Origin of the sequence: Pseudomonas sp. RG1, from assembly GCF_025910115.1 — a bacterium.
In the GTDB taxonomy this organism is placed as follows: domain Bacteria; phylum Pseudomonadota; class Gammaproteobacteria; order Pseudomonadales; family Pseudomonadaceae; genus Aquipseudomonas; species Aquipseudomonas atacamensis.
Window position 1 is genome coordinate 84,544 of sequence record NZ_JAPCIK010000006.1, and the last position, 26,412, is coordinate 110,955.

Sequence of the window (26,412 nt, forward strand, 5' to 3'; positions counted from 1 at the left end):
AGATTACGATAATAACAACCCCGGCGTGCCGAGACCTCTGAGCCAGAGCGATGGGCCATTGCCGACTCCCTGTTCAGGAGGCTCCATGAACCTCGATTCAACCGCGCAGGACCTGGTTTACCAGTCCGGCTTCGGCAACGAATTCAGCACCGAAGCGTTGCCCGGCGCGCTGCCCGTTGGCCAGAATTCCCCGCAAAAAGCCCCGTATGGCCTGTATACCGAATTGTTCTCCGGCACCGCGTTCACCATGCCGCGCAGCGAAGCGCGCCGCACCTGGATGTACCGGATTCAGCCATCGGCCAACCACCCGGCGTTCGTCAAACTGGAACGGCAACTGGCCGGCGGACCGTTGGGTGAAGTGACGCCCAATCGCCTGCGCTGGAATCCACTGGAGCTGCCTACCGAACCGACGGATTTCATCGATGGCCTGGTCAGCATGGCGGCCAACGCCGGCGCCGAGAAACCGTCCGGCATCAGCATTTATAACTACACCGCCAACCGTTCGATGGAGCGGGTGTTCTTCAACGCTGACGGTGAAATGCTGCTGGTGCCGCAACTCGGTCGCCTGCGTATCGCCACCGAACTGGGCGTACTCGAGGTGGCGCCGCTGGAAATCGTCGTGCTACCGCGTGGCCTGAAGTTTCGCGTCGAGCTGCTCGATCCACAGGCACGCGGCTACCTCGCCGAGAACCATGGCGCGCCGCTGCGCCTGCCGGATCTGGGGCCGATCGGTAGCAACGGTCTGGCCAATCCACGGGATTTCCTTACCCCGGTCGCCGCCTACGAAAACCTCCAGCAACCGACCACTCTGGTGCAGAAATTCCTTGGCCAGTTGTGGGCCACCGAACTCAATCACTCACCCCTCAATGTGGTCGCCTGGCACGGCAACAACGTGCCGTACAAATACGACCTGCGCCGTTTCAACACCATTGGCACGGTGAGTTTCGATCATCCGGATCCTTCGATCTTCACCGTACTGACCTCGCCGACCAGCGTGCACGGTCTGGCCAACCTCGATTTCGTGATCTTCCCGCCGCGCTGGATGGTCGCCGAAAACACCTTCCGGCCACCGTGGTTCCACCGCAACCTGATGAACGAATTCATGGGCCTGATCCAGGGCGAATACGACGCCAAGGCTGAAGGCTTCGTGCCCGGCGGCGCTTCGTTGCACAGCTGCATGAGCGCCCACGGCCCGGACGGCGAGACCTGCACCAGGGCGATCAACGCCGCGCTTGCACCTGCAAAAATCGATAACACCATGGCCTTCATGTTCGAGACCAGCCAGGTGCTGCGCCCAAGCCGTTTCGCCCTCGACTGCCCTCAATTGCAATCCAGTTATGACGCTTGCTGGGCCTCGCTGCCCGCCACGTTCGACCCGACCCGGAGATAACCCATGACACAGAATTCCATCACCCGCAGTTGGGTCGCTTCGGCCAACGGTCACAGCGATTTTCCGTTGCAGAATCTGCCGCTGGGCGTGTTCAGCCTCAAGGGTTCTGCGCCGCGTGCAGGCGTGGCGATCGGCGAGCACATCTTCGATTTGCAGGTGGCGCTTGAGGCCGGTCTGTTCGACGGTGTCGCACGCAGTGCGGTGGAAGCCATGCAGGGCGGGCAGTTGAACGCGTTTTTTGAACTCGGTCGTGAGGCGCGGGTGGCCCTGCGCGAACGCCTGATCGAACTGTTCAGTGAAGGCAGCACGCTGCGTGGCAACATCGAAGCGCAAGGCGCGAAACTCTTGCCGTTGGCTGCCGATTGCCAGATGCACCTGCCGGCGCGAATCAGCGATTACACCGACTTCTACGTCGGCATAGAGCATGCGCAGAACGTCGGCAAACTGTTCCGTCCGGATAACCCGCTGTTGCCGAACTACAAGCACGTGCCGATCGGTTACCACGGTCGCGCTTCCACGGTGCGAGCGTCCGGCACCGACGTGCGCCGGCCGAAGGGCCAGACGCTGCCGGCCGGGCAGACCGAACCGGTATTCGGCCCATGCGCACGTCTGGATTACGAACTGGAGCTGGGCATCTGGATCGGCCAGGGCAATGAGATGGGCGAGCCGATTGCCATCGGTGACGCTGCCGAGCACATCGCCGGTTTCTGCCTGCTCAACGACTGGTCGGCGCGGGATATCCAGGCCTGGGAATACCAGCCGCTCGGGCCATTTCTGTCGAAGAGTTTCATTACCAGTGTTTCGCCGTGGGTGGTGACGGCTGAAGCACTGGAACCATTCCGCACGGCGCAACCGGCGCGCCCTGAAGGTGATCCGCAGCCGCTGCCGTATCTGCTCGACAAGCGTGATCAGGACGGCGGTGCCTTCGACATCGAACTGGAAGTGCTGTTGCGTACCGAAACCATGCGCGAGCAGAACCTGCCCGCCCATCGCCTGACCCTGAGCAACACCCGCTACATGTACTGGACCGTCGCGCAAATGGTCGCGCACCACAGCGTCAACGGTTGCCAGTTGCAGGCTGGCGACCTGTTTGGTTCGGGCACTTTGTCCGGCCCGGAAAACGGCCAGTTTGGGAGCTTGCTGGAGATCACTGAGGGCGGTAAGAAACCGATCGAACTGGCTTCCGGCGAAGTGCGCAAGTTCCTTGAGGACGGTGACGAAATCATCCTGCGCGCTCGCTGTGCCCGCGAAGGTTTTGCCTCGATCGGCTTCGGCGAATGTCGCGGCACCGTGATCGCTGCACGCTGACAGGAGCGGCTTATGGATCTCTATGGCTATTACCGTTCCACTTCATCGTACCGGGTGCGAATCGCACTGGCGTTGAAGGGCATCGATTACCAGGCGCTGCCGATCAACCTGATCGCACCGTCGGGTGGGGAACATCGGCAGCCGGCGTATCTGGCGCTCAATCCCCAGGGCCGGGTGCCAACCTTGCGCACTGATGACGGCGCGCTGCTGATTCAATCGCCGGCGATCATCGAGTATCTGGAAGAGCGTTATCCACAGGTGCCGTTGCTGCCGGATGATCTGCTGACGCGCGGGCAGGTGCGCGGTGTCGCGGCGGTAATCGGCTGCGATGTGCATCCACTGCACAACGTCAGCGTGCTCAATCGCCTGCGCCAGGCGGGGCAGAATGAGGCGCAAGTGGTGGAGTGGATCAGCCATTGGATCAGCCAAGGGCTGGCAACGGTGGAGCAGTTGATCGGCGACAGCGGTTTCTGTTTTGGCGAATGGCCGTGCGTGGCAGATGTGTATCTGATTCCGCAGTTGTATGCGGCAGAGCGGTTCAACGTCAGCCTGGAGGCGTATCCGAAGATTTGCCGTGTGGCTGCGTTGGCGGCTGAACATCCGGCGTTTATCAAGGCGCATCCTGCCAATCAACCAGACACCCCGTAATTCCTGTGGGAGCGAGCCTGCTCGCGAAGACGGCGTGTCAGTGGCCTTTCATTCAGCTGACACACCGCTTTCGCGAGCAGGCTCGCTCCCACACAGGTTTGTGTGGGCCTCAAGGATGGGGGCAAACCTGCAAAAAGCGGTCAATGCACGACGGAGTTCGGCGGCAGATGGCCGAGGCGTTCGGTCAGGCGCAGGCGCTGGATCGGGTCTTCGCTGAGCAATAACGCATGCTCCAGATCGAAGCGCTCAGCGTTCGGGCAATCCAGCCGTTGATACAGACTGGCCCGGGCCATGTAATCAGAGGCCTTCGCATCACCCAGTTCGAGCACTCGTTCTGCGTCGATCAGCGCGGCGATGTGATCGTCGTGGGTCAGGTGCAATTGGCGCAGGTTGCGTGACAGACGCTGCAGCATCTGCACTGGCGTGGCCGTCAGCAGATGCTCGGCGCTGAGCTGCATGTTCGGCCCGTATTGGCGTTGCAACAGTTCGCGACAGTCGTTGGGATACAAGCGTCGCCCGCCGCAAGGGTCGAGCAAGTGGTCGGCGCCGGGTACTCGCAACAGGAAATGCCCGGGGAAGTTGACCCCGACCAAAGGAATCTCGAGGCCATGCGCCAGTTCCAGTGCGATCAACGCCAATGCCAACGGCTGACCGCGCTGGGTGTGCAACACACGATGCAGCAGCGCCGCCTGCGGGCGCAGCGGCAGGAAATCATCCTGTGCGAAACCGAGATCGACCATGCGCCGCAACAGCGGTTGCGCCAGTTCGCTGACCGGCAGCATCGGCAGCCCATAGCTGACGCGTAGTTGCAGATCCTTGAAGGTGCGCAACCATGCCTCGGGCTCGAGGGTTTTGTCGTGCTCGGCACTTATCCACAGCGCAGCTTCCAGCAGGGCCGGCGGTGAACGATGCAGGCATTCGAAAAAGCGTTGGCGCGCACTCATCAAAATCTCCCTCCAATGCCTCGTTTTAGCCCCGTCAGGGTTGTTCGTCCAGTGGTGGGCTCGCTGAACGCGAGTTATAGCGACGCAACATTGTCCGCTCGGCGGCTCATGCTGGTGCGCGCCAGCAATTTTCAGGGGCAAGCCTATACTGGCGTTCTACAAGAAGTGATTCGGGAGCCTGTCGATGTTCGCTCTCATGCAAAGCACTCGCCTGGAATCGCTGCACTTGAGCGTGGACCCGGTCACCGGGTTGAAGGCGGTCATTGCCATTCATGACAGTCGCCTGGGGCCAGCCCTGGGCGGCTGCCGTTACCTTGCCTATCCCAACGACGAAGCTGCGGTCGAGGATGCCATTCGCCTGGCGCAAAACATGAGCTACAAAGCGGCGCTCGCCGGCCTCGCGCAGGGCGGCGGGGTGGCGGTGATCGTGCGCCCGGTCCATGTCGAGAATCGCGCCGCGTTGTTCGAGGCTTTCGGTCGTTGCATCGAGCAACTCGACGGCCGCTACATCACTGCCATCGACAGCGGTACTTCAGTGGCCGACATGGACTGCATCGCCCAGCAGACCCGGCATGTCACCAGCACCACCTCGGCAGGCGACCCGGCACCGCACGCGGCCATGGGCGTGTTCACCGGCATTCGCGCCACGGCGATGGCGCGCTTGGGCAGCGACAACCTCGAAGGTTTGCGCATCGCGATTCAAGGGCTTGGCAACGTCGGTTATGCGCTGGCCGAGCAACTGCACGCGGCAGGCGCCGAGTTGCTGGTCAGTGACATCGACCACGGCAAGGTGCAACTGGCGATGGAGCAGCTCAATGCTCACCCGATCGCCAACGACGCATTGCTCAGCACGCCTTGCGACATTCTTGCGCCTTGTGGGTTGGGCGGTGTGCTCAACAGTCACTCTGTGTCGCAACTGCGCTGTTCCGCTGTGGCCGGTTCGGCGAACAATCAACTTTCCCATCTGGATGTGGCGGATCAACTGGAACGGCGCGGGATTCTTTATGCGCCGGACTATGTGATCAATGCCGGCGGGCTTATTTACGTTTCGCTTAAACATCGTGGCGAGGAGTTGCCGACGATTACGGCGCATCTGTCGAAAATCAGTTCGCGGCTGACCGAAGTCTTTGCCCATGCTCAGGCGGAAAAACGTTCGCCGGCGCGGGTGGCGGATGAGTTGGCGGAAAAGGTTTTGTATCGCTGAAAGCAAAAGATCGCAGCCTTCGGCAGCTCCTACATTCGGAATGCAGGAGCTGCCGAAGGCTCGGGCCGCGATCGGACGATCTTTCTGATTACTTCGGCGCTTTCGCTGCTTTGGCTGGCTTCGCCGGCGTCTCATCAGGTTCTGTCGCTTCAGCTTTTTCGACAGGCTCGGCCGGCGCATTGATCAGCTCCGACAGCGCATCGGGCTGGCTCTTGAATGCCCGGGCGAACACATCGCGATTCTTCGCCATGTAGATCCCGGCTTCTTCCACTTGCTGTTCAGTCAGGGACGGAACGGCTTTTTGCAGCACATCGGCCAGATATTCGGCCAGTTCGAGCATTTTGTCATGACGATCAGCTTCGGCTTTATCCATGAACAAGCGCTCCAGATCTCGGCTGCTGCGGTATACCACTTCGACGGCCATTCACCACCTCACATGCCTTCACATTAAGTTGTCTTGACGACTACTGTATCCATATACAGCGAAAAGGATAAGCGAATCCCTGCGCCATGGGTAGTGGCTTTTCAATGTAGACCGGATTTGGTGTTTGTCAGGGAACCGTGTCGCTGCTCTTCGCGAGCAGGCTCGCTCCCACAAAAAATCCAGCGGTGCGACCAAACGCCACGGCGCGGGATTTGCGGCGGATCGCCATGATGCGTGGCCCTGAACCTGCATGAAAACCGTGGCTACAAGGCGCACGCGCAAAACCGTCACGTGCGATACGCATCATCCGCCCGATACGGGCTAAGGAAACTCATCGTGAAAATCAACTGGGCCGAGAAACTGCGGCGTAACGTGCACCAACTGGCCGAGTCCCTGGGCAACCTGTTCGTTGAAACCTTTCATTACCTGGCGCTGTTCGCCATCGGTGCGGTGACGGCGTGGGCGGCGGTGATGGAGTTTCTCGGCATGCTCGAAGTCGGGCACATCAAGATTGATGACATTTTGTTGCTGTTCATCTATCTGGAACTGGGCGCGATGGTCGGGATTTATTTCAAGACCAACCACATGCCGGTGCGCTTCCTGATCTACGTGGCGATCACTGCACTGACGCGCCTGCTGATCTCCAACGTCTCGCACCACAACCCGCCGGACATGGGCATCATCTACCTGTGCGGCGGCATTCTGCTGCTGGCGTTTGCGATCCTGGTGGTGCGTTACGCTTCGTCGCAATTCCCTTCGGTGAAGATCGAGAACCCGCAGCGCAAGATCGGCACGGGTTCCAGCGAGCATCCTGAAGTGGAGAAGGGCGAGCTCTAAAGGCCCGCCGCCTGGCCGGGCTGGCCTTTGACCCGTGGCGGTGGCGGAGTGAGCCCGGCGCCGCTGGTCATGGCTTCGAGGATCGACATGGCGCTGTGGCCCTGTTCGATGGCGATACCGAACTGGATGCTTTGCACCAGCCGTTTCAAACGCTCGGGATCGTTGCGCTGTTCGGCGCTGATCATGCGCTTGGCCACGATGCGGCCGGCGTTGGACAGGGTCAGCATGATGCTGCCGTCCAGGCCCTGAATGCTCAGATTGATCTGGTAGTCCGGCGCGAAGGCATCGGTAATGATTTGAAATGGGTTGTCCATGATGCGTCACCGCCTGATTGAACGTGCAGTTGTTGACCGGCCATGATCCGATTTGGTTCGCAACACCAGACCACTGGCATCTCGTTCGCTGAGGTTTGCAATGTCCGTTTGCCTCAAGGGTGATGTAGCAAGGGGCATGCCGGAAAAATTGTCGAACAATAAACACGGCGAAAAAAACGGCGAGCCTCGGGGCTCGCCGTTTTTTGTGGCGCGTTTTCAGGGCAGGAATGAGCCGATGATCGCTGACAGTGCAGTCAGGCCGATCAGCACTCCACCCAGTTCACTGCCAGCCCGCCACGTGAGGTTTCCTTGTATTTGTCGTGCATGTCGGCGCCGGTGTCGCGCATGGTGCGGATCACCCGGTCGAGGGAAATAAAGTGATTGCCGTCGCCGCGCAGGGCCATTTGCGTGGCGTTGATCGCTTTCACCGCCGCGATGGCATTGCGCTCGATGCACGGCACTTGCACCAGGCCACCGACCGGATCGCAGGTCAGGCCGAGGTTGTGTTCCAGGCCGATTTCGGCAGCGTTTTCCAGTTGCTCCGGCGTCGCGCCGAGCACGTCGGCCAGGCCGGCGGCAGCCATTGCGCAAGCCGAGCCGACTTCGCCCTGACAGCCGACCTCGGCGCCGGAGATCGATGCATTTTTCTTGCACAGAATGCCGACGGCAGCTGCACCGAGAAAGAACGCGACGACGTCATCATCAGACGCATCCGGATTGAATTTCATGTAATAGTGCAGAACGGCCGGAATGATCCCGGCGGCGCCATTGGTCGGCGCGGTGACCATGCGCCCGCCAGCGGCATTTTCTTCGTTGACGGCGAGGGCGAACAGGTTGACCCATTCCATCGCCGACAGGGTCGAGCTGATCACATTCGGTTTGCCGATTTCAAGCAAACTGCGGTGCAGTTTCGCCGCGCGACGCGGTACTTTCAGACCGCCGGGCAGGATGCCTTCGTGGCGCAAACCTTGTTCGACGCACTCGCGCATCACCGACCAGATGTGCAACAGACCCTGACGGATCTCGGCGTCGCTGCGCCAGGCGCGCTCGTTGGCCATCATCAGTTCGGAAACGCGCAGATTGTGCTGTTTGCACAGGGCGAGCAGTTCGGCGGCGCTGGAAAAATCGTAGGGCAACACCACGTCGCTGATTGGCGCCACGCCAGACTCGGCTTCAGCCGCTTCGACGATGAATCCGCCCCCCACCGAGTAATAGGTTTGCGTGAACAGCTCGGCGCTTTCGCCAAATGCACTCAGCGACATGGCGTTGGGGTGGTAGGGCAGGCTCTCGTCGAGCAGCAGCAGATCGCTCTGCCAGTCAAAAGCAATTGAACGTCGACCGGCGAGGGACAGTTGTCCGGTTTCGCGCAGTTGTTGAATGCGTGGATCGATGGTCGAAGGATCGATGCTGTCCGGCCACTCGCCCATCAGGCCCATGACCGTTGCGCGGTCAGTCGCGTGGCCGACGCCGGTGGCCGACAGCGAACCGTACAGGCGGATCTGCACACGTCGCACATCATTGAGCAGATGCTGATCGATCAGAGCTTGGGCAAAGGTCGCCGCTGCACGCATCGGACCGACGGTATGGGAGCTGGACGGGCCGATGCCCACTTTGAATAGATCGAAAACACTGATAGCCATGCTAAACCCTTACAAGCAATGGAGTAGAAATCGCTGCCATTTTTTGTCGGACAAGCGCAATGTCGGCGATACTGCCTGTCTCGGTTCGAGGTGACCAACGAAACCTCCTAAGACAGCCTTTAGCAGGACTAAACAATGAGTCGTCAATTGCATGCCCAGACCTATGTCTGGCTGCAGGTGTTTGCCTGTGCCGCGCGGCACCTGTCGTTCACCCGTTGTGCCGAAGAGCTGCACATCACCCCGGGCGCGGTCAGCCAGCAGATTCGCCAATTGGAAGAGCGCCTGGGCTTTCGCCTGTTTCATCGGCGCGCGCGCGGCGTGGAGTTGAGTGCACAGGGGCAGCGGCTGGCGATTACCGTCAATGAAGCGTACGGCAGCATCGATGCGGAATTGCGCCGGCTGGACGCCGGGATGATCAGCGGGACTCTGCGGTTGCGCTCGATTCCGTCGTTTCTCGGCAAGTGGCTGACCCCGCGCCTGCCGCGCTTGCAGCAACGCTTTCCAGATATCCAGTTGCGCCTGGTGGCCGAGGACAGCAGCGTGCCACTGCATGAGGGCGATTTCGATCTGGCCATCGACCTCAACGATGGCAGCTACCCCGGATTGTTATCCACAGCCTTGCTCGACGAGCAGATATTTCCGGTGTGCGCGCCGAGCCTATTGCGTGGGCGACCGCCGTTGCACGGGCCGGCGGATCTGGTGCATTTCCCGTTGCTGCACGACATCACCGCCTGGCGTGGCAGTTACGAGTACGCGGAATGGGAGTTCTACCTGAACGCGATCGGCTTCGAAGGCGCCGATGTGCGACGCGGCCACACATTCAATCGCAATCACCTGACCATCGAAGCGGCGATCGCTGGCATGGGCGTGGCGATTGCCCGGCGCACGTTGCTCAACGATGAGCTGGAGCGCGGCACTTTGATCGTGCCGTTCGGCTTGTCGGTGCCCAACCATAAACGCTATGTGCTGCTGTATGCACCGGGGGCGTTGAGCCATCCGGGCGTGCGCGCTGTGCACGACTGGCTGGTGGAGGAGGCGGGGATTTTTCGCAGTTTGCACCCGCTGAACGAGCAGCAGATGTGAGCAGATTTTTCTGCGGAGCGGGTCGACCCAACTCCCGACATTAACAGCGCCTCGCTCGGTTGTCCGGCTTTTTTTGCGAATGAATATTTTTCTTTTTTCAGGGGTTGAAATGTTCGCCGCTCGGGCCGATTGTTGTAACCAGGAGGTCAGGAAATTCACTTCAAGGCCTCCAGCGAGCTAGCTGAAATAAGGGATGAACTATGCAAATCCAAGTCAACAGCGATAACCATATTCAAAGCAGTAAGCGACTGGAGGAGTGGGTACGTACAACTATTGAGAGCACGCTCGACCGTTATGAAGAAGACCTGACCCGTGTCGAAGTCCACCTGAGCGACGAGAACGGCGAAAAACCAGGTCCCCATGACTTGCGCTGCCAACTGGAAGCGCGGCCAAAAGGCCACCAACCGATTTCCGTGACCCACAAAGCCGATTCGCTGGAACAGGCGATCGACGGTGCTGCCGAAAAACTCGAGCACGCACTGGATCATCTGTTCGGCAAACTGCGAGGTAAACCACGCGCCGCTGTAGTGCCATTTAGCGGCAAAGCCAACGACAAGCTGTTGGCGGAAGAATTCGACGAGAACGAACAGGCAGCGATCAACAGTTGATGCGCTGATTTCACAAGTCACACAAGGAGAACGGGCCTGCTGATGCAGGCCCGTTTTTTTGTTTGTGGTGTTGGTGATTGCTCGCAGGGTTTAAGACCGTAGCCCCTCACCCCAGCCCTCTCCCGAGGGAGAGGGAGTCGATCCGGTTGTTTTCAAGTCCAGCGTTCGGCTCGATATTGCAGGCGAGCGTAAATCGTAAATACACCTCGGTCAGTCCCTCACCCTCTGGGAGAGGCGGCCGATTCCGGTTGTTTTCAAGTCCAGCGTTCGGCTCGATATTGCAGGCGAGCGTAAATCGTAAATACACCTCGGTCAGTCCCTCACCCTCTGGGAGAGGGGGCCGATTCCGGTTGTTTTCAAGTCCAGCGTTCGGCTCGATATTGCAGGCGAGCGTAAATCGTAAATACACCTCGGTCAGTCCCCTCTCCCTCTGGGAGAGGGTTAGGGTGAGGGGCTTTTGATCTTCAATGGGCTGCGGTCAGAACGCCACCGAAGTCTGCACATAAACCGTCCGCGGCTCACCCACGTACTTGCCCTTGTTGTTGTCATCGAACGAGCGTGTGAAGTACTGCGTGTTGAAGATGTTCTTCACGCCCACCGCCACATTCAAATCCGACAGTTGCGGTCCGAAGTCATACCCGGCGCGGCTGCTGAACAGCATGTAGCCGGGGATCTTGCCGGTGCTGCCATCGGCGCTTTCCCTCGAAGTGTTGGCGTTGTCGGCGAACTGGTCGCTCTGGAAGCTGCTGTCCAGATTCAGCTTCCATGGCCCTTCGGTATAACCGACGCCAATCGTGCCTTTGTGCTTGGAGGAAAACGGCACGCGGTTGCCTTTGTTCGGCCCGTCCTCGCGGATGGTGGCGTCGACATAGGCATAACTGGCGTAGACATCGAAACCGGCCAGCGCCGGGCTCAAGTCGTCGAGCGCGTAATTGACGCTGGTCTCGATGCCCTGATGGCGGGTTTCGCCGCGAGCGATCACCGAGTCGTTGGTCTGGTTGCTTTCGTACTGGTTGTCGAAGTTGATCAGGAATGCGCCGATCTCCGCGCGCAGGGCACCGTTGTCGTAGCGCGTGCCGAGTTCCCAGGTGCGGGCCTTTTCCGGTTTCACTTCGCCGCTGCTCACGCGGTTGGGCATCTGGCTGTATTGCACGCTGCCGAACGAGCCTTCGGTGTTGGCATACAGGTTCCAGCTGTCGGTGAGGTGATATAGCACGTTCAGCGCCGGCAGCGCGGTGTTGTAGTCGCCCTTGTATTTGACGTTGGTCAGGTTGTTGGTCTGTTGCGACTCGATCATCTCGTAGCGCACGCCCGGAGTGATGGTCCATTTGCCGATGTCGATGCGGTCATCGACGAAGAATGCGTTGGCCTCGGTACCACCGCGAGTGTCGCGGTCGTTGCGGCTGCTGGTGGTCGGGTATTCGTTGGCGCTGATCGGCGTGCGATAACGCAGTTCGTGGCCGGCCTCATTGATGTAGCGGTAGCCGACGCCGACTTCGTGGCTGCTCGGGCCGAGGTCGAAACCTTGGGCGAAACGGGTTTCCAGACCACGTACCCAATATTCGCGGGGCGACAACGAAAGGAATGTGCCCTGATCCAGATAACCGCTGCGCAGGGTTTTGGTGAAGAAGGTGTTGGCGGTGAATTCGCGGCGATCTTCCTGATAGCGATAGCCGAAGTTGAACATCGTCCGGCGGCCCCAGAACTGGTCTTTCGGCCGCGTCGATTGATACGGATCGGCATCGTAATCGGCGACGGTGAGACCGCCGGGCATGTCGGCCTTGCCTTCGTAATACTGGGCCATGGCGTTGAAGCTGTTGGCCTCGTCGAGCTGATATTTGCCCTTGAGGATCAGGTCGTCGATCTCGGTATCGCTGTGTTCGCGCCAGTCACCGCCACGGGTGCCGGAGTACAACAGCGCACCACCGAGGCCGTTGGCGTTGGTACCGCCGGCCAGCAGATTGGCGCTGGTCTTGAAGCCGTCGTGGCTCGACGATGGGCTGGTTTCAGTCTGGAAACCACCCTTGACCGTTGGCTCGTCGGGAATCGCCCGGGTCACGAAGTTGACCACGCCGCCGACGTTCTGCGGGCCATAACGCACCGCGCCGCCGCCGCGCACCACGTCCACCGCATCCATGTTGCCCATGCTGATCGGCGCGAACGACAACTGCGGCTGACCATACGGCGCGAACGGCACCGGGATGCCATCCATCAATACTGTCGAGCGCGCGGCCAGGCGTGGATTCAAACCACGAATGCCGAAGTTCAGCGCCATGTCGTGGCTGCCGGTGCCGTTGTTCTCCGGCGCGTTCACACCGGGGATGCGGTTGAGCACATCGCGGGCCTGGGTCGCGCCTTGGCGTTCGAATTCTTCGCGGCGGATCACATCACGCGCGCCGGGGTGTTCGAAGACATTGATCTGCGCCGCATCGCCGAGCCAGTCGCCGACTACGGTCGAGGTGCCCAGCTCCAGCGCCGCGTCAGCCAGCGGTTGCAGGCTGAAGGCATTGTCGCCTTCGGCGCGGGCTTGCAGGCCGGTGCCTTCGAGCAGGGCATCGAGGCCTTGTTGCGTCGTGTAATTGCCCTCCAGACCCCGGCTCTGCACACCGCTGGTGACTTGCGAGCCAAAGGAAATCAGCACGCCGGCTTCCCGGCCAAACTGGTTCAGCGCGGTTTCCAGCGACGTCGGGGCGATGTGATAAACCTTGGTCTCGGCGCCCAGCGCAGCGGGCAGGGCGGTGAAACTCAGGCTGGCGCCGAGCAGAAGATTGCGCAGGCTGCGGGCCAGTGGGGTAAGGCGGGTGGGCTGCATGTGGATGATCCTGAGAAGGTGGAATCAAGGGGGCTTTCCTTCTCTGTCACGCCAGATCTGAAAAACGGCTCATGGTTTTGGCGTTTTTTTACACCCGCGCTTCGATGCTCACCCAATAACGGGTAAAGCGCTTCACTCTGACCGGCAGACTGATCTGCAACAGGTCAAGAATCCGCTCACTGTCATCCAGTGGATACGTCCCGGAAATCAGCAGATCGGCGACCTGGCTGTCGCACCGCAGCTGCCCGCGCCGGTAGCGGCCAAGCTCTTCGAGGAAATCGCCGAGGCGCATATGGGCGGCGACCAGCATGCCGTCAGTCCACGCACCGCTATTGGCGTCCAGTGGTTTGGCCGCGCTGACGGAGCTGGCAGTAAAACTCAACTGCCGCGCAACCGGCAGCAGCAGGGGCGCGCGATGGCTGGCTATGAGTTCGACTCGTCCTTCAAACAGCGCGATCTGCGTGTGATCAACAAACTGCCGCACATTGAGGCGCGCACCTTGGCTTTTCAGCACGCCGTGTGCCGTGCGTATCTCGAACGGATTTGCAGCGCTCAACAGCATTTCGCCCCCGAGCAGACGAATCAACCGCTGCGCACCATCAACATCAACCGAGCTGGCGGTATTGAGCTGTAACGAATCGGCACCGCCCAGGCCGATCTTGCGCCGCTGGCCCACCGGCGTGCGGTAATCGGCGAGCAGCGACGGCAACGGCGTGTGCTCGCGCAGGCCCCAGGTCGCCGCTGAGCCGGCACCGAGAATCAGCAACAGTTTCAGCGCCTGACGGCGACTGCTCGACTTCGGCCCGTTCAGCGCGGCGTGGGCCAACGGCGAGGAAACACCACGCAGACGCTGATTGACCCGCTGCATGTGTTCCCACGCCCGGCGATGTTCGCTGTGTGCATCCAGCCATTGTTGCCAGGCCTGTTGCTGGCGCGGGGTCAGCGTGCCCTGCTGCATTTCCAGCAGCCAGTGCACCGCCTGTTCGGCGACCTGCGCGGAGAAGTCCGGGGTGCGATTCATAAAGCGAAATAGCAGCGCATGGCCGCTTTGTTCAAATGGCGTTTGACCGTGGCCACCGAGATGCCCAGTTCTGCGGCGATCTGTGGATAAGTCAGACCATCGACCTGCGCGAGCAGAAAGGCGCGTTTGACCTGGCGCGGCAAGCCGTCGAGCAGCTCATCGAGTTCGATCAACGTCTGCAGGATGATCGCTTTGTGCTCTTCCGATGGCGCGACCATCTCAGGCATCTGCGCCAGTGTCTCGAGGTAGGCGCGTTCCACATCCTGGCGCCGGTAATGATTGAACAGCACGCGCTTGGCCAAGGTGGTGAGAAAGGCGCGCGGTTCGATGATCATCGGTGGCTCGCGGGCGGTCAGCACCTTGATGAACGTGTCCTGAGCCAGATCCGCCGCGCTGTCCGGGCAGCCGAGCTTGCGCCGCAACCAGCCAGTGAGCCAGCTGTGATGAGCATGGTAGAGCGATTCGACGAGATGGGCGGGCGGCAACGAAATGACTCCGGACGCAAAATTTGCGTAGAGAACGTGCATTAGAGAACAAGAACGGTTCGCATTGTAGAGGCTGGCGACAGTGTCCGGCAATCAGATGCTTTTGCGTATGAGAATATTTATCATTAATATTGCTCGCCTGTAGATTCGGCTTGTCGGCCGAACGTTTTTCGTTTCAGGGTCGAAACATGAAAGGCAAACTCGCCACCCTTCCCATGTCCTATCGTCTGGCCGTCACTTCGCGAGTGCTGGCGGCGATTTTCGGCGGCTATCTGGTCGCGGCGCTGGCCAGTGTCACCCTGACGTTGTGGCTGCCGCTGAACCGCGCCGAAGCGGTGGTCACTGGCATGACCGTGTCCTTTCTGGTCTATCTGGTCGCAGTGCTCTGGTGCTTTGCCTGCCGCAGCGCGTGGTCGGCGTGGGTCGGCCTGTTGGTGCCGAGCGTGATTCTCGCCACCGTTTCCGGTGCTGCGCGCGGTCTGGGGCTGGCATGAAAGAGGGCTTCCGGCAGGCGATGGCCTGGCTGCACACCTGGGCCGGGCTGGTGTTCGGCTGGTTGCTGTTCGCGATTTTTCTCACCGGTACGCTCGCTTATTTCAAAGATGAAATCAGCCACTGGATGCAGCCGGAAATCGCTGCACATTCGCTTGATAGCGAAGCGAGCCTGGCGCTGGCGCAAGATTATCTGCAACAACACGCCACCGGTGCCTCGCGCTGGCTGATCGATTTGCCCGATGCCCGCGACCCCGGTCTGAAGGTGCGCTGGCAGCAGGCGCCGGGCAAACCCGGCGAGCGCGGCCGCTTCGAATCCCGAACTCTCGACGCTCAGACCGGGGCCGAGGTGCAGGGCCGCGAAAGCATGGGCGGCGAGTTCTTTTACCGTTTCCACTTCCAGTTGCAGATGCCTTACCCGTGGGGGCGCTGGCTGGCGACCATCGCCGCAATGGTGATGTTCGTCGCGTTGATCAGCGGCATCATCACCCACAAGAAAATCTTCAAGGACTTCTTTACCTTCCGCCCGCGCAAGGGCCAGCGTTCCTGGCTCGACGGGCATAACGCGGTGGGTGTGCTGGTGCTGCCGTTTCACTTGATGATCACCTACAGCAGCCTGGTGATTTTCATGTCGATGGTCATGCCAGCCAGCATCGTCGCCTCTTACGGCAGCGACGTGCGCAAGTTCTATGACGAAGTCTTTCCTGCCTCGAAGACACCCGAGCGCGCCGCTATCCCCGCGCCGTTGACCGCCATGGCGCCGCTACTTGCCAAAGCCAGCGAGCAGTGGGCGGGCGGCCACACCGCGCGGCTGTCGGTGAGCAATCCGGGCGATGCCAGCGCCACGGTGGTGCTGTCCCGCGCGGGCGATCGGGTGGTGCATGATTTCGGCCGGGCGGTGACCTTCAACGGCGTCACCGGGCAGCTTCTGAGCAGCACCCCCGATCAGCCCATGGCGATGGCGGTGGGTGGCGCGTTTTACGGTTTGCACATGGGCCATTTCGCCGGGCCGCTGTTGCGCTGGCTGTATTTCATCTGCGGACTGGCTGGCACGGCAATGATCGGCACCGGGCTGGTGATCTGGCTCGGCAAGCGGCAGCTCAAGCACGCTAAAAGTGCGGCGATGCCGTTCGAATTGCGTCTGGTCGAGGTGCTGAATATCGCCAGCATGGCCGGGCTGTTGTCGGCGGTGGCGGTGTTCTTTCTGGCCAATCGATTGTTGCCGGTGAGTCTGGCGGGGCGGGCCGACTGGGAAGTGAATGCGTTCTTTATTGCCTGGGGCCTGAGCATGGTGCACGCGGTGTTGCGTCCGGGGCGCAAGGCGTGGATCGAACAGCTGACGCTCGGCGCAGCACTGTTTATCGCGGTGCCGCTGATCAATGCGCTGACCACACCGTGGAATCTTGGCGCCAGCCTGATGCAGCGCGACTGGGCACTGGCCGGGTTTGATCTGACGTGTCTGGCAACGGGGCTCTTTCTTGGCTGGGCTGCGCGCAAGATGCAGCGTGCGGGGGACCGCGTCAGCGTTCGCAAAGCAAGCTCTTCGCCTCGCTCGATCACTGTCGAACAGGGTGCCAACTGATGCTGCTGGCCCTGTTGCTCACCTACGCCGGCTTCACAGCATTGTGCCTGTCGATGCCGCGTCATCACGCCGAATTGCTCGGCGCCAAACCGTCGACGCGCCGCCGTCAGGGTCTGGCGTTGGCGGGATGGCTGTTGCTGGCGCTTTCGCTGTGGGCGGCGGTCGCGGCCAGTGGTTGGAGTTTCGGTCTGGTCGACTGGTTCGCGGTGCTGATGCTCAGCGCTTTGGCATTAGTGCTGTTGCTGCCGTATCGCCCGCGTCTGGCCATGGCACTGGCCGGCTTGAGCCTGCTGGCGAGCCCGGTCGCCGCCTGGGCGCAGTGCTGAAGTGCTGATCGGTCTGCCACCGGAATCGCGTGACGATGAAGCGCGTGGCGCGCGTGCGCATTTTCTTCAGGTGTTTCTGTCCCAGCGTGCGCAAATGGAGGCGCTGGTGAATCGCCGCGTCGGTTGTCGGGCGACCGCGGCGGATCTGGTCCAGGATCTGTTTTTGCGCTTCTGGCGGCGGCCGCTGGTGCAGGTCGAAGAGCTCAGCACTTATCTGCTGCGCTGCGCCGGCAACATCGCCATCGACCATCTGCGCAGCGAAGGCACGCGCACGCGAGTCAATGAAGGCTGGCAGCCGGACGAACCCGACAGCCATGGCAGCGAACCCCAGGCCGCCCTCGAAGCCGGCAATGATCTGCGCCACGTCGAAGCAGCATTGCGCGCCTTGCCCGAACGCACGCGGCAAATCTTTCTGCTAAATCGCATTCACGGGCGCAAGTACGCCGAGATCGCCAAGGCCATGGGCCTGTCCCAAAGTGCCGTGGAAAAACATATGATGCGCGCCCTCGAGGCCTGCAAGGCCAGCCTGCGCGACCCCGCGCCACGCCTGCCAGGGAAAGCACCGTGAAGCCATCCGATCCGATCACACCGACGCCGGCCCAGGAACAGGCCGCGCTGGCCTGGCTGAGCCTGTTGCATGACAGCCCGAGCACTGGCGATCAACTGACCTTCAGCCAATGGCTGCGCGCCGACCCCGCCCATGCCCAAGCGTATGCGCAGGCGCAGGTGATCTGGGAACTCAGCGAAAGCCCGGCGCGTACGCTGGCCGATGAAGATGCGCTCGCGCTGCAAGGTTATCTGCAGGCGATGGACGCCCCGCGTCGCTCGCCGATGTTGCGTTGGTCGGGCGCGCTGGCGCTGGCCGCGTGTCTGCTGTTGATGATCAGCCTCGGCACGGGGTGGCAGGCGCAGCGCTGGCTCGACGATCTGCGCGCCGATCATGTCTCCACGCCTGGCGAAATTCGTACGGTGACCTTGGCCGATCAATCGCAAGTGACGCTGGATGCCGATAGCGCGATTGCCGTGGATTTCAGTCACGGTCAGCGCCGCGTGAAATTGATCAGAGGTGCTGCTTTCTTCAGCGTCAGCCACACCGGCGACCCGTTTGTGGTGGCGGCGGAGCAGGGCGAAGCGCGGGTGCTCGGCACCCAGTTCGAAGTGCGCCGGCAACCTCATGGCGCGCAAGTGACGGTATTGTCCGGGCGTGTCGCGGTGACGGCGGATGAGCATGGTAAACAGCAGATTCTCACGGCCGGCCAGCAAGTTGCCTACGCCGACGGCACAGCCGAAAAACTTCATGCCGTAGACAGTGAAGCGCAACTGGCCTGGCGTCAGGGTTGGCTGACTTACTACAAGACCACGCTGGCCGATGTGGTGGAGGATCTGCGCCGCTATTACCCGGGGCGGATTGTGCTGCTCAACGATGAGCTGGCGGCGCGTAAGGTCAGCGGCAGCTTTCCGAGCAAGGACCCGCAGGCGGTGCTCAATTCGTTGCAGGGCGTGTTGGGGTTTGAGCAGCATCGGGTGTTGGGGCAGCTGATTATTTTGCGCTGAGGCTGCCGGCCTCTTCGCGAGCAGGCTCGCTCCCACAGGGAACGCATTCCAAAGGTGGGAGCGAGCCTGCTCGCGAAGGCGTCAGCCCAGGCAACAAATCCCCCGCAAAATATTTTCAAATTAAAGGTGAGGTAACCTCGAGCCCCATCCGTGTAGTGACTGAAACTGCGAGCCATTCGCATCCGTTGCGGTTCTACACAGGTCATTGAGCAATGAAGTCCAGGGCAAAATCCGGTTCGGTCAAACAGTGGTTGGGCATGTCGGCGCTGAGTTTTTCCGCGTTGGCATTGCTGCCGATGAGTATCGCGCTGGCGACAGAAGCGGTGAGCAATCAGGCGCAACAGCAATTCAATTTTGCCCTCGCCGCCAAACCATTGCCGCAGGCCCTGAGCGACTTCAGCCGTGTGACCGGGCAGAGCGTGGTCTACACCGACGAAGCGCCTTACGGCCTCAATGCTCCGGCAGTCAACGGCCAGATGAGCGCCGAGCAGGCCTTGCAACGGTTGCTCGGCAACTCCGGCCTGAGCTTTCGCCGCACCGACAGTCATACCCTGGCGCTTGAGCCGATGCCGACCGCAGGCGCGCTCAATCTCGGCGCCACCACCATCACGTCCACGCGCGACGAATCGATGAGTTATCAGCCACCGGAAACCAGTTCGGTGATGCGCTCATCGGCGTCGCTGCAAGAAATTCCGCAGACGGTCAATGTCATCCCGGCGCAGGTCATTCGCGATCAGGCGCCGCGCAATCTAGACGACGCGCTGGCCAATGTCAGCGGCATCACCCAGGGCAACACCTTGGGCAGTACCCAGGACTCGGTGATGACTCGCGGTTTCGGTGACAACCGCAACGGCTCGATCATGCGCGACGGCATGCCGCTGGTGCAGGGCCGTGGCATGAACGCGACCGTGGATCGCGTCGAAGTGCTCAAGGGCCCGGCCTCGTTGCTCTACGGGATTCAGGATCCGGGTGGTGTGGTCAACCTGGTCAGCAAGAAGCCGGAACTGACCCAGTACAACGCCGTGACCGTGCGCGGTTCGACCTACGGTGACGGCAAGAACGGCAGCGGCGGCGCCTTCGACAGCACCGGGGCGCTGGGCGATTCCGGCTTCGCCTATCGCATGGTCGTCGATCATGAAGACGAAGATTACTGGCGCAACTTCGGCACCCATCGCGAGACGCTGATCGCACCGTCGCTGGCCTGGTACGGCGAGCGCACCAAGCTGCTGTTCGCCTACGAGCACCGCGAATTTCTCACGCCATTCGACCGTGGCACCTTGATCGATCCGCGCACCAACCATCCGCTGGATATCTCGCGCAAGCAGCGTCTCGATGAGCCGTTCAACGACATGGAAGGGCGCTCGGATCTGTACCATTTCGAAGCCGACCATGAACTCAACGACGACTGGAAAGCCCACTTCGGCTACAGCTGGAACCGTGAAACCTACGACGCCAGCCAAGTGCGCGTGACGGCGATCGACACCAACAAAGGCACACTGACGCGGAGCATGGACGGCACGCAGAATGCGATCAGCACCGATCGTTTCACCACCGCCAGCCTCGAAGGCAAAGTGAATGTGCTGGGCATGCAGCATGATCTGGTGTTCGGCGTTGATGATGAATACCGCAAGATCTACCGCGAGGATCTGATCCGGCAGAAAAGCCTGACCACGTTCAGCTATCTCAACCCGGTCTATGGTCGCGAAGTGATGGGCACTACGGTGAGTGCGCCCGACAGTGCGCAGACCGATAAGCTGCGCAGCGATTCGCTGTTCCTGCAGGATTCGATTCACCTCAACGAGCAGTGGATTCTCGTCGCTGGCGGGCGTTTTCAGGAGTACGACCAGTACGCCGGCAAAGGCGTGCCGTTCAAGGCCAATACCGACAGCAATGGCCAGAAGTGGGTACCGCGCGCCGGTCTTGTTTATCGCTACACCGACGCGCTGTCGTTCTACGGCAGCTACACCGAATCGTTCAAACCCAACTCGACCATCGCCCCGCTGAGCGGCAGCAGTACCGTGCTCGACGGCAGCATCGCGCCGGAAGAAGCCAAGTCGTGGGAGCTGGGTGCGCGGCTGGATATGCCCGGCAGCATCACCGGCAATATCGCGTTGTTCGACATCAAGAAACGCAACGTACTGGTGGCCAATTCCGAAGGCCCGACAACGATTTACAGTGCGGCAGGCGAGGTGCGTTCACGCGGGTTGGAAGTTGACCTGAGCGGGCAGCTCAGCGAGCACTGGAACCTGATCGGCAGCTACGCCTACACCGATGCCGAAGTCACCGAAGACCCGGAATACAAAGGCAAGCGCCTGCAAAACGTAGCGAAAAATTCCGGCTCGCTGTCGGCGGTGTATGACTTCGGCAATGTGTTTGGCGGCGATCAGTTGCGTGTCGGGGCGGGCGCGCGTTATGTCGGCGAGCGTGCCGGCAACGCGGTGAATGATTTTGACCTGCCGAGCTATACCGTGGCGGATGCGTTTGCCACTTACGACACGACGGTTGAGGGGCAGAAGGTCAAGTTTCAGTTGAACGTGAAGAACCTGTTTGATCGCACTTATTACACCTCTTCGGCGAGCCGCTTCTTTGTGTCGATGGGGGATTCGCGGCAGGTTTCGCTTTCCAGCACTCTGGAGTTTTGAGGCAAGATCAAAAGCCCCTCACCCTGGCCCTCTCCCGGAGGGAGAGGGGACTGACCGTGGGATATTCGAGAGATGCACCGACCTGAAAGTAATGCTTGGAATCCATAATCGATGCGATTTTTCAGGTCGATGTACACCGCAAGACACCTCGGTCGGCCCCCTCTCCCTCTCCCGGAGGGAGAGGGGACTGACCGTGGGATATTCCAGAGGTACACCGACTTGAACGTGTTGCTTTGAATCTATAATCGATTCGGTGTTTCAGGTCGACGTACAGTGCGAGACACCTCGGTCGGCCCCCTCTCCCTCTGGGAGAGGGCTGGGGTGAGGGGAAGAGGGCTCAACGCAAAAAAGCCTGCCGATACTCGCCCGGCGTCCCACCCAAAACCTGCCTGAACCGATTAGTAAAATGGCTCGCACTGGCAAACCCGCACGCCAGCGCGATCTCGCCCAGCGGCAGCGCCGTGCCGCGCAACAATTCCCGCGCCCGGCTCAAGCGCCGCGCCAGCACGTACTGGTGCGGCGGTAGCCCGAAGCTGACGCGGAACATCCGCGCAAAGTGATATTCCGACAGCGCACACAGCCCGGCCAGTTGCCCGAGGCTGATCGGCTCGGCCAACTGGTTGTCGATGAACTCCACCAGTTGTCGGCGCTGGTGCGACGCCAGCCCGCCCTTGAGGCGCAAGCCCTGGCGCGCACCGACCTGGCTGAGCAAGGTGTGGCTGATCAATTCATGGGCGAGGCTGCTGGTCAGCAAGCGCTCGGCCGGCTCTTGCCAGTTCAGATTCAGCAATTGCCGGAAGCGCTGCGCCTGCTGCGGATCTTCGAGAAAGGTCTGCTCGCGTAATTGCATCTCGCGCGGTTCGCGATCGAGCAAAGTGACGCAACCGAGGGCGAATTGTTCGGCGCTGAAATACAGGTGCGCCAGACGGATATCGCCATTGATCACCCAGCCCGATTCATGATCGGCCGGCAGGATGCACAGCTTGTCCGGCCCGCCCTTGCGGCCCGGCTGGCCACGACGGAATGTGCCGGTGCCGCCGGCGACGTAGCACGACAGCGTGTGATGACTTGGCGCTTCGTACTCCTGGGCATCGTGGTGGTTGGTCCACAAGGCCGCAGACATGCCGTCACCGAGCTCGGCGCTGTGCACAAGGCGTGCATTCGGCGAGCGGTTGAGGGCTTGAAAGACTTGCAGGTTATCGATAGCGGCCATGTTCGGTTCTCTCCAACGCCTTGCATCCTACTCCGTAGACGCCGCCCTGCCAGCCTGCCGCCAGACAAAAGCGCAAGATTGTGCAAGCGCCGAATGATGGCCGGGGCAGACACTCAAGGCCTGTTTAAGGAGTGTTGGCCATGAACCTGTCGTTGTACCTGCTGACCGTGCTGATCTGGGGCACCACCTGGATTGCCTTGAAATGGCAATTGGGCGTAGTCGAAATTCCGGTGTCGATTGTCTATCGCTTCGGCCTCGCCGCGTTCGTGTTGTTTGCGTTGTTGCTGCTCAGCCGGCGCCTGCAACCGATGAACCGCCGAGGCCATTTGATCTGCGTGGCCCAAGGGCTCTGTCTGTTCTGCGTGAACTTCATGTGTTTTCTGACCGCCAGTCAGTGGATTCCCAGCGGTCTGGTGGCGGTGGTGTTTTCTACGGCGACGTTGTGGAACGCGCTGAATGCGCGGGTGTTTTTCGGCCAGCGCATTGCGCGCAATGTGTTGCTCGGCGGTGCGTTGGGGCTGTCGGGTCTGGGGCTGTTGTTCTGGCCGGAACTGGCCGGGCATCAGGCCAGCCCGCAAACCCTGCTCGGCCTTGGATTGGCGTTATGCGGCACCTTGTGTTTTTCCGCCGGCAATATGCTCTCGAGTCTGCAACAGAAAGCGGGATTGCGACCGCTGACCACCAACGCCTGGGGCATGGCCTACGGCGCGGCGATGCTGACGGTGTGGTGTCTGATCAAGGGCATACCCTTCGACATGGATTGGTCGCCGCGTTACGTCGGGGCACTGTTGTATCTGGTGATTCCCGGCTCGGTGATCGGCTTCACCGCGTACCTCACGCTGGTCGGGCGCATGGGCCCGGAGCGGGCGGCTTACTGCACGGTGCTGTTCCCGGTGGTGGCCCTGAACGTGTCGGCGTTTGCCGAAGGTTATCAATGGACCGCACCGGCGCTGGTCGGGCTGGTGTTGGTGATGCTGGGCAACGTGCTGGTGTTTCGTAAACCGAAAGTGCGGTTGTCTGCGGGTCAAGGGAAGTTGGCTTGATAAAGCGAGCGCTGGGTTTCAGCGCTCAACTTTCAAAGTGATGTAGATCATCACCGGGAAGATGAAGTCGACAATATGCCTTGCCCAGTCCTTGGCATTCCATGATAGCGAAGTGTCCATGTCGAACCACTCGACACCTACAGTTTGTAGACAAACGTAATAAATGAAAATGGCGACCAATATGCCCATGATCGAAAACTTCTTGGCTTCATGGAATGCCGCTGGCGATGCATCGATGTAGCGATACAACTGGTAAGTACCGATCAGGCAAAGCACGGTATAGGTGACTTCCATGGTGATGATGAACCAGTAGATCCGGTGATGGATCATCGGCGAATCGATCGCGCGGTACATGATGTTTTCACTGGCGTTGGTGGTGTCCATGCTCAGGATATGTGCAACGTAAGTGTAGTTGGACTCGTAGTCGGTGAAGTTATGAATCATCACCAGCAAGCCAAAGAAACTTATATAAGCCATCAAGATGACTTTGCTGTAACGAATGAGTTTGTCGGTGGTCAAGGTGTTCACGGGATTGGCTCTCCATGGCAATTAATCAATAAGTTGATAAGTTGCGAGAGCTTATATTGCTGTTGCTGGGTCCGGCGTTTTTGTTCGGTTGCAAGTTATGTAAGGTGAAGGCCGGCGCAATGTTGCGCCGGCCTTTTTTTCAGCCGCGCCAGACTTGCGGGTTGACCAGATCCTGCGGCCGTTCGCCGAGCAGGGCGCTGCGCAGGTTGGCCAGTGCGCGGTTGGCCATGGCTTCACGGGTCTCGGTGGTGGCCGAGCCGATGTGCGGCAGGGTCACGGCGTTTTTCAACTGGAACAGCGGCGATTCGGCCAGCGGTTCTTTTTCATAGACGTCCAGCCCGGCGCCACGGATGCGGTTGTTTTGCAGGGCTTCGATCAGTGCCGGTTCGTCGACCACCGGGCCGCGCGAGATGTTGACCAGGATCGCGCTCGGCTTCATCAGCGCCAGTTCGCGATGGCTGATCAGGTGACGGGTCTTGTCGCTCAGTGGCACTACCAGGCAGACAAAATCAGCTTCGGCCAGCAGCTCATCGAGGCTGCGGAACTGTGCGCCGAGTTCTTGTTCCAGTTCGGTCTTGCGGCTGTTGCCGCTATAGATGATCGGCATGTTGAAGCCGAAGCGTCCGCGCCGGGCGACAGCGGCGCCGATGTTGCCCATGCCGACGATGCCGAGGGTCTTGCCGTGCACATCAGTGCCGAACAGCGGGGCGCCGACGCTGGCCTGCCATTGGCCGGCCTTGGTCCAGGCGTCGAGTTCGGCGACGCGGCGGGCGCTGCTCATGATCAGGGCGAAAGCGAGGTCGGCGGTGCTTTCGGTGAGCACGTCGGGGGTGTTGGTGAGCATGATCCCGCGTTCGTTGAAGTAGTCGAGGTCGTAGTTGTCGTAGCCGACCGAGACGCTCGAAACCACTTCGAGTTTTGTCGCGGTTTCCAGTTGTGCGCGGCCGAGTTTGCGGCCGACGCCGATGAGGCCGTGGGCGTGGGGCAGGGCTTCGTTGAACTGGGCGTTGATGTCACCGGTCTTGGGGTTGGGGACGATGACGTCGAATTCTTCTTGCAGGCGTTCGATCATGGGCGGGGTGATGCGGCTGAAGGCTAGGACTGTTTTTTTCATTGGGCTTGGGCTCGTCGGGGCTTGATTGCAAGCACGCTAACATTTTCTCGCTCGGGTTGTCTTGGCGGCCTCTGGGCCGACCATGCCTTGGTTTGTCTGGTGTGAATATCCGAAGGTTTCGGTGCGGCGGCTGGCGGTTTCGCCTGACGGCGACTTACTTTTTTACAAGCGCCTAAAAAAGTAAGCAAAAAACGCTAGCTCCTACGTTCGGCCCTCGCAGGCTCGGGTCCCTTCGCTCCGGGATCGATCCGGGCGCAGCGGCTACGGTTTGCTTCGCTGCACCTCCTTCCGCTGTGTCTGGCTGCGCCAGACGGTCGCTGCGCTCCCACCCCCGGATCAATCCCTCCGCTCAGCCTTCCGACGTCGCCGGTCGATCAAGATCAAAAGCACTCGAGCTTGCGCTCATTGTTGAGTGGGGCGGCTTCGCCGCGGGCAGCTGCGCTGCTTTGCCTTTGCTTTTGTAGGAGTGAGCCTGCTCGCGATGGCGGCCTGACAGCCGACCTGTTTCTTGAGGCTGTATTCGATCTAATTGTGGGAGCGAGCCTGCTCGCGAAAGCGGTTTATCTGACACCCGAATGTTGAATGTGCTGAAGCCTTCGCGAGCAGGCTCGCTCCCACAGAGGTTCAATTGTGTGTCTGGGGCTGATGGATTTCATAGTTATCCAGCACCCGGTTCACCGCCAGTTCCGCCAGCATGATCACCTGCTGGATGGCCAGTATGGTGTGCCGCTGTGGGCTGTCGACGTGGGCGGCGATGTCGCTGCTCATGATGCTCGCCGAGGCGAGGGATTCGCAGGCGTGGGCCAGCAGGCTTTCGTTGTCCTGGTCCGGGGCGACCTGGAACATGGTGCTGGGTTTGTGGCTTTGCTGCGCGGTGGTGGCCGGTTTGAGGTAGTGATCCAGCGCGCGCTCGGCGGCGTCGTGGAGTTTCGTCGAGTCCGGGGATTGGTAGGGTGAGGTGCTTGCGGATTCGGGGGGATTGGGTGTGGGTTTGAACATGGCAAAGATCCTTTTGGATTAATGGAGCTGCCATTTTTCGTTTTCCAGGCGAAAGGGGTGGCAGCTGTACGCGGACTGGAAAAACCGGCAAAGGATCAAACCCGGCAGACCCGAAGGTCTCCCACGTACAGCCGCCATAACTGAATACCGGCGCTGAAAGAGCGCGGCATTATGTCATGCGCTGTGATCCTGCGGGTTTTC

24 protein-coding genes and 1 pseudogene are annotated in these 26,412 nt (G+C 60.6%); 14 read left to right on the forward strand and 11 right to left on the reverse strand.

Annotated elements, in window-relative coordinates:
* The first annotated feature begins 85 nt into the window (after positions 1–85).
* The 3 genes from hmgA to maiA are packed head-to-tail and all read left to right on the forward strand — an operon-like array spanning position 86 to position 3,346.
* Positions 86–1,390 (forward strand): homogentisate 1,2-dioxygenase, encoded by a 1,305-nt coding sequence (hmgA, locus tag OK411_RS05485; protein WP_264364546.1) that lies wholly within the window; start codon positions 86–88, stop codon positions 1,388–1,390.
* A 3-nt stretch (positions 1,391–1,393) separates the two neighbouring features.
* On the forward strand, positions 1,394–2,698 hold the full coding sequence (fahA, locus tag OK411_RS05490; RefSeq protein ID WP_136491970.1) for a fumarylacetoacetase: 1,305 nt from the start codon (positions 1,394–1,396) through the stop codon (positions 2,696–2,698).
* Positions 2,699–2,710: 12 nt separating this feature from the next.
* Positions 2,711–3,346: a maleylacetoacetate isomerase gene (gene maiA / locus OK411_RS05495; protein ID WP_264364547.1), complete on the forward strand. Its 636-nt coding sequence runs from the start codon at positions 2,711–2,713 to the stop codon at positions 3,344–3,346.
* A gap of 140 nt (positions 3,347–3,486) precedes the next feature.
* On the opposite strand, the gene OK411_RS05500 is transcribed toward maiA, so the two are convergent.
* A complete protein-coding gene (locus OK411_RS05500; RefSeq protein WP_024011653.1) occupies positions 3,487–4,290 on the reverse strand; it encodes a SirB1 family protein in 804 nt (267 codons plus the stop codon).
* A 184-nt stretch (positions 4,291–4,474) separates the two neighbouring features.
* Between OK411_RS05500 and OK411_RS05505 the strand changes: the two genes are divergently transcribed.
* Positions 4,475–5,494, forward strand: coding sequence for a Glu/Leu/Phe/Val dehydrogenase family protein (locus OK411_RS05505; RefSeq protein WP_264364548.1), 1,020 nt, complete (start codon positions 4,475–4,477; stop codon positions 5,492–5,494).
* Positions 5,495–5,663: 169 nt separating this feature from the next.
* Here OK411_RS05505 and OK411_RS05510 read toward each other — a convergent pair.
* A pseudogene (locus OK411_RS05510) lies at positions 5,664–5,918 on the reverse strand (YebG family protein); the annotation flags it as partial.
* Positions 5,919–6,254: 336 nt separating this feature from the next.
* On the opposite strand from OK411_RS05510, the gene OK411_RS05515 reads away from it, so the two are divergent.
* Positions 6,255–6,755, forward strand: coding sequence for a phosphate-starvation-inducible protein PsiE (locus tag OK411_RS05515; protein WP_016771633.1), 501 nt, complete (start codon positions 6,255–6,257; stop codon positions 6,753–6,755).
* On the opposite strand, the gene OK411_RS05520 is transcribed toward OK411_RS05515, so the two are convergent.
* Positions 6,752–7,069 carry a DUF3509 domain-containing protein gene (locus OK411_RS05520; protein WP_016771632.1) on the reverse strand — a complete coding sequence of 106 codons (318 nt, stop codon included), beginning with the start codon at positions 7,067–7,069 and terminating at the stop codon, positions 6,752–6,754. The genes OK411_RS05515 and OK411_RS05520 overlap by 4 nt on opposite strands.
* A 263-nt stretch (positions 7,070–7,332) precedes the next feature.
* The gene (locus tag OK411_RS05525; protein ID WP_264364549.1) at positions 7,333–8,709 is read right to left on the reverse strand and encodes an L-serine ammonia-lyase; all 1,377 of its coding nucleotides are present in this window, start codon (positions 8,707–8,709) and stop codon (positions 7,333–7,335) included.
* A gap of 135 nt (positions 8,710–8,844) precedes the next feature.
* Here OK411_RS05525 and OK411_RS05530 point away from each other — a divergent pair, with 135 nt between their 5' ends.
* Complete coding sequence (locus OK411_RS05530; protein ID WP_016771630.1) at positions 8,845–9,792, forward strand: LysR substrate-binding domain-containing protein; 948 nt, start codon at positions 8,845–8,847, stop codon at positions 9,790–9,792.
* Positions 9,793–9,992: 200 nt separating this feature from the next.
* Positions 9,993–10,400, forward strand: coding sequence for an HPF/RaiA family ribosome-associated protein (locus OK411_RS05535; RefSeq protein ID WP_024011656.1), 408 nt, complete (start codon positions 9,993–9,995; stop codon positions 10,398–10,400).
* A 478-nt stretch (positions 10,401–10,878) separates the two neighbouring features.
* Here OK411_RS05535 and fecA read toward each other — a convergent pair whose 3' ends face one another.
* The 3 genes from fecA to OK411_RS05550 form a co-directional block, all read right to left on the reverse strand.
* Positions 10,879–13,212: a TonB-dependent Fe(3+) dicitrate receptor FecA gene (fecA, locus tag OK411_RS05540; RefSeq protein WP_264364550.1), complete on the reverse strand. Its 2,334-nt coding sequence runs from the start codon at positions 13,210–13,212 to the stop codon at positions 10,879–10,881.
* 88 nt (positions 13,213–13,300) lie between these two features.
* Complete coding sequence (locus OK411_RS05545) at positions 13,301–14,233, reverse strand: DUF4880 domain-containing protein (RefSeq protein WP_264364551.1); 933 nt, start codon at positions 14,231–14,233, stop codon at positions 13,301–13,303.
* Positions 14,230–14,760, reverse strand: a complete 531-nt coding sequence (locus OK411_RS05550) for a sigma-70 family RNA polymerase sigma factor (RefSeq protein ID WP_225914418.1) — start codon at positions 14,758–14,760, stop codon at positions 14,230–14,232. Before OK411_RS05550 ends, OK411_RS05545 begins: the two co-directional genes overlap by 4 nt.
* Positions 14,761–14,906: 146 nt before the next feature.
* Between OK411_RS05550 and OK411_RS05555 the strand changes: the two genes are divergently transcribed.
* The 6 genes from OK411_RS05555 to OK411_RS05580 all read left to right on the forward strand — a co-directional run bounded on the left by OK411_RS05555 (position 14,907) and on the right by OK411_RS05580 (position 21,314).
* Positions 14,907–15,212: a DUF3649 domain-containing protein gene (locus OK411_RS05555; protein ID WP_041479671.1), complete on the forward strand. Its 306-nt coding sequence runs from the start codon at positions 14,907–14,909 to the stop codon at positions 15,210–15,212.
* Complete coding sequence (locus tag OK411_RS05560; RefSeq protein ID WP_264364552.1) at positions 15,209–16,792, forward strand: PepSY-associated TM helix domain-containing protein; 1,584 nt, start codon at positions 15,209–15,211, stop codon at positions 16,790–16,792. Before OK411_RS05555 ends, OK411_RS05560 begins: the two co-directional genes overlap by 4 nt.
* Positions 16,792–17,118 (forward strand): DUF3325 domain-containing protein, encoded by a 327-nt coding sequence (locus tag OK411_RS05565; protein ID WP_122610800.1) that lies wholly within the window; start codon positions 16,792–16,794, stop codon positions 17,116–17,118. Before OK411_RS05560 ends, OK411_RS05565 begins: the two co-directional genes overlap by 1 nt.
* 1 nt (position 17,119) lies before the next feature.
* Positions 17,120–17,686: an RNA polymerase sigma factor gene (locus OK411_RS05570; RefSeq protein ID WP_016771621.1), complete on the forward strand. Its 567-nt coding sequence runs from the start codon at positions 17,120–17,122 to the stop codon at positions 17,684–17,686.
* Positions 17,683–18,672: a FecR family protein gene (locus OK411_RS05575; protein WP_136491977.1), complete on the forward strand. Its 990-nt coding sequence runs from the start codon at positions 17,683–17,685 to the stop codon at positions 18,670–18,672. The genes OK411_RS05570 and OK411_RS05575 overlap by 4 nt, the downstream gene beginning before the upstream one ends.
* Positions 18,673–18,884: 212 nt before the next feature.
* Positions 18,885–21,314, forward strand: a complete 2,430-nt coding sequence (locus OK411_RS05580) for a TonB-dependent siderophore receptor (protein ID WP_264364553.1) — start codon at positions 18,885–18,887, stop codon at positions 21,312–21,314.
* 337 nt (positions 21,315–21,651) lie between these two features.
* Here OK411_RS05580 and OK411_RS05585 read toward each other — a convergent pair whose 3' ends face one another.
* Entirely contained in the window at positions 21,652–22,527 is an 876-nt protein-coding gene (locus OK411_RS05585) for a helix-turn-helix domain-containing protein (RefSeq protein WP_264364554.1), read from the reverse strand.
* A 140-nt stretch (positions 22,528–22,667) separates the two neighbouring features.
* On the opposite strand from OK411_RS05585, the gene OK411_RS05590 reads away from it, so the two are divergent.
* Positions 22,668–23,570 carry a DMT family transporter gene (locus tag OK411_RS05590; protein WP_125917981.1) on the forward strand — a complete coding sequence of 301 codons (903 nt, stop codon included), beginning with the start codon at positions 22,668–22,670 and terminating at the stop codon, positions 23,568–23,570.
* Between the two features lie 18 nt (positions 23,571–23,588).
* On the opposite strand, the gene OK411_RS05595 is transcribed toward OK411_RS05590, so the two are convergent.
* The 3 genes from OK411_RS05595 to OK411_RS05605 form a co-directional block, all read right to left on the reverse strand.
* The gene (locus tag OK411_RS05595) at positions 23,589–24,098 is read right to left on the reverse strand and encodes a DUF2165 domain-containing protein (RefSeq protein WP_016771617.1); all 510 of its coding nucleotides are present in this window, start codon (positions 24,096–24,098) and stop codon (positions 23,589–23,591) included.
* Between the two features lie 139 nt (positions 24,099–24,237).
* Positions 24,238–25,212 (reverse strand): 2-hydroxyacid dehydrogenase, encoded by a 975-nt coding sequence (locus tag OK411_RS05600; RefSeq protein WP_122610794.1) that lies wholly within the window; start codon positions 25,210–25,212, stop codon positions 24,238–24,240.
* Positions 25,213–25,836: 624 nt separating this feature from the next.
* Positions 25,837–26,211 (reverse strand): DUF6124 family protein, encoded by a 375-nt coding sequence (locus tag OK411_RS05605; RefSeq protein ID WP_130902812.1) that lies wholly within the window; start codon positions 26,209–26,211, stop codon positions 25,837–25,839.
* Between the last annotated feature and the right edge of the window lie 201 nt (positions 26,212–26,412).

Bases quoted from the DNA above. Each gene is read 5' to 3' on its own strand.
- OK411_RS05605 (WP_130902812.1), bottom strand. From the start codon at position 26,211: ATGTTCAAACCCACACCCAATCCCCCCGAATCCGCAAGCACCTCACCC.
- OK411_RS05585 (WP_264364554.1), bottom strand. From the start codon at position 22,527: ATGGCCGCTATCGATAACCTGCAAGTCTTTCAAGCCCTCAACCGCTCG.
- fahA (WP_136491970.1), top strand. From the start codon at position 1,394: ATGACACAGAATTCCATCACCCGCAGTTGGGTCGCTTCGGCCAACGGT.
- OK411_RS05565 (WP_122610800.1), top strand. From the start codon at position 16,792: ATGCTGCTGGCCCTGTTGCTCACCTACGCCGGCTTCACAGCATTGTGC.
- OK411_RS05560 (WP_264364552.1), top strand. From the start codon at position 15,209: ATGAAAGAGGGCTTCCGGCAGGCGATGGCCTGGCTGCACACCTGGGCC.
- OK411_RS05545 (WP_264364551.1), bottom strand. From the start codon at position 14,233: ATGAATCGCACCCCGGACTTCTCCGCGCAGGTCGCCGAACAGGCGGTG.
- OK411_RS05520 (WP_016771632.1), bottom strand. From the start codon at position 7,069: ATGGACAACCCATTTCAAATCATTACCGATGCCTTCGCGCCGGACTAC.
- OK411_RS05555 (WP_041479671.1), top strand. From the start codon at position 14,907: ATGAAAGGCAAACTCGCCACCCTTCCCATGTCCTATCGTCTGGCCGTC.
- OK411_RS05525 (WP_264364549.1), bottom strand. From the start codon at position 8,709: ATGGCTATCAGTGTTTTCGATCTATTCAAAGTGGGCATCGGCCCGTCC.
- OK411_RS05550 (WP_225914418.1), bottom strand. From the start codon at position 14,760: ATGCACGTTCTCTACGCAAATTTTGCGTCCGGAGTCATTTCGTTGCCG.
- maiA (WP_264364547.1), top strand. From the start codon at position 2,711: ATGGATCTCTATGGCTATTACCGTTCCACTTCATCGTACCGGGTGCGA.
- fecA (WP_264364550.1), bottom strand. From the start codon at position 13,212: ATGCAGCCCACCCGCCTTACCCCACTGGCCCGCAGCCTGCGCAATCTT.
- OK411_RS05505 (WP_264364548.1), top strand. From the start codon at position 4,475: ATGTTCGCTCTCATGCAAAGCACTCGCCTGGAATCGCTGCACTTGAGC.
- hmgA (WP_264364546.1), top strand. From the start codon at position 86: ATGAACCTCGATTCAACCGCGCAGGACCTGGTTTACCAGTCCGGCTTC.
- OK411_RS05600 (WP_122610794.1), bottom strand. From the start codon at position 25,212: ATGAAAAAAACAGTCCTAGCCTTCAGCCGCATCACCCCGCCCATGATC.
- OK411_RS05530 (WP_016771630.1), top strand. From the start codon at position 8,845: ATGAGTCGTCAATTGCATGCCCAGACCTATGTCTGGCTGCAGGTGTTT.
- OK411_RS05590 (WP_125917981.1), top strand. From the start codon at position 22,668: ATGAACCTGTCGTTGTACCTGCTGACCGTGCTGATCTGGGGCACCACC.
- OK411_RS05535 (WP_024011656.1), top strand. From the start codon at position 9,993: ATGCAAATCCAAGTCAACAGCGATAACCATATTCAAAGCAGTAAGCGA.
- OK411_RS05580 (WP_264364553.1), top strand. From the start codon at position 18,885: ATGAAGTCCAGGGCAAAATCCGGTTCGGTCAAACAGTGGTTGGGCATG.
- OK411_RS05500 (WP_024011653.1), bottom strand. From the start codon at position 4,290: ATGAGTGCGCGCCAACGCTTTTTCGAATGCCTGCATCGTTCACCGCCG.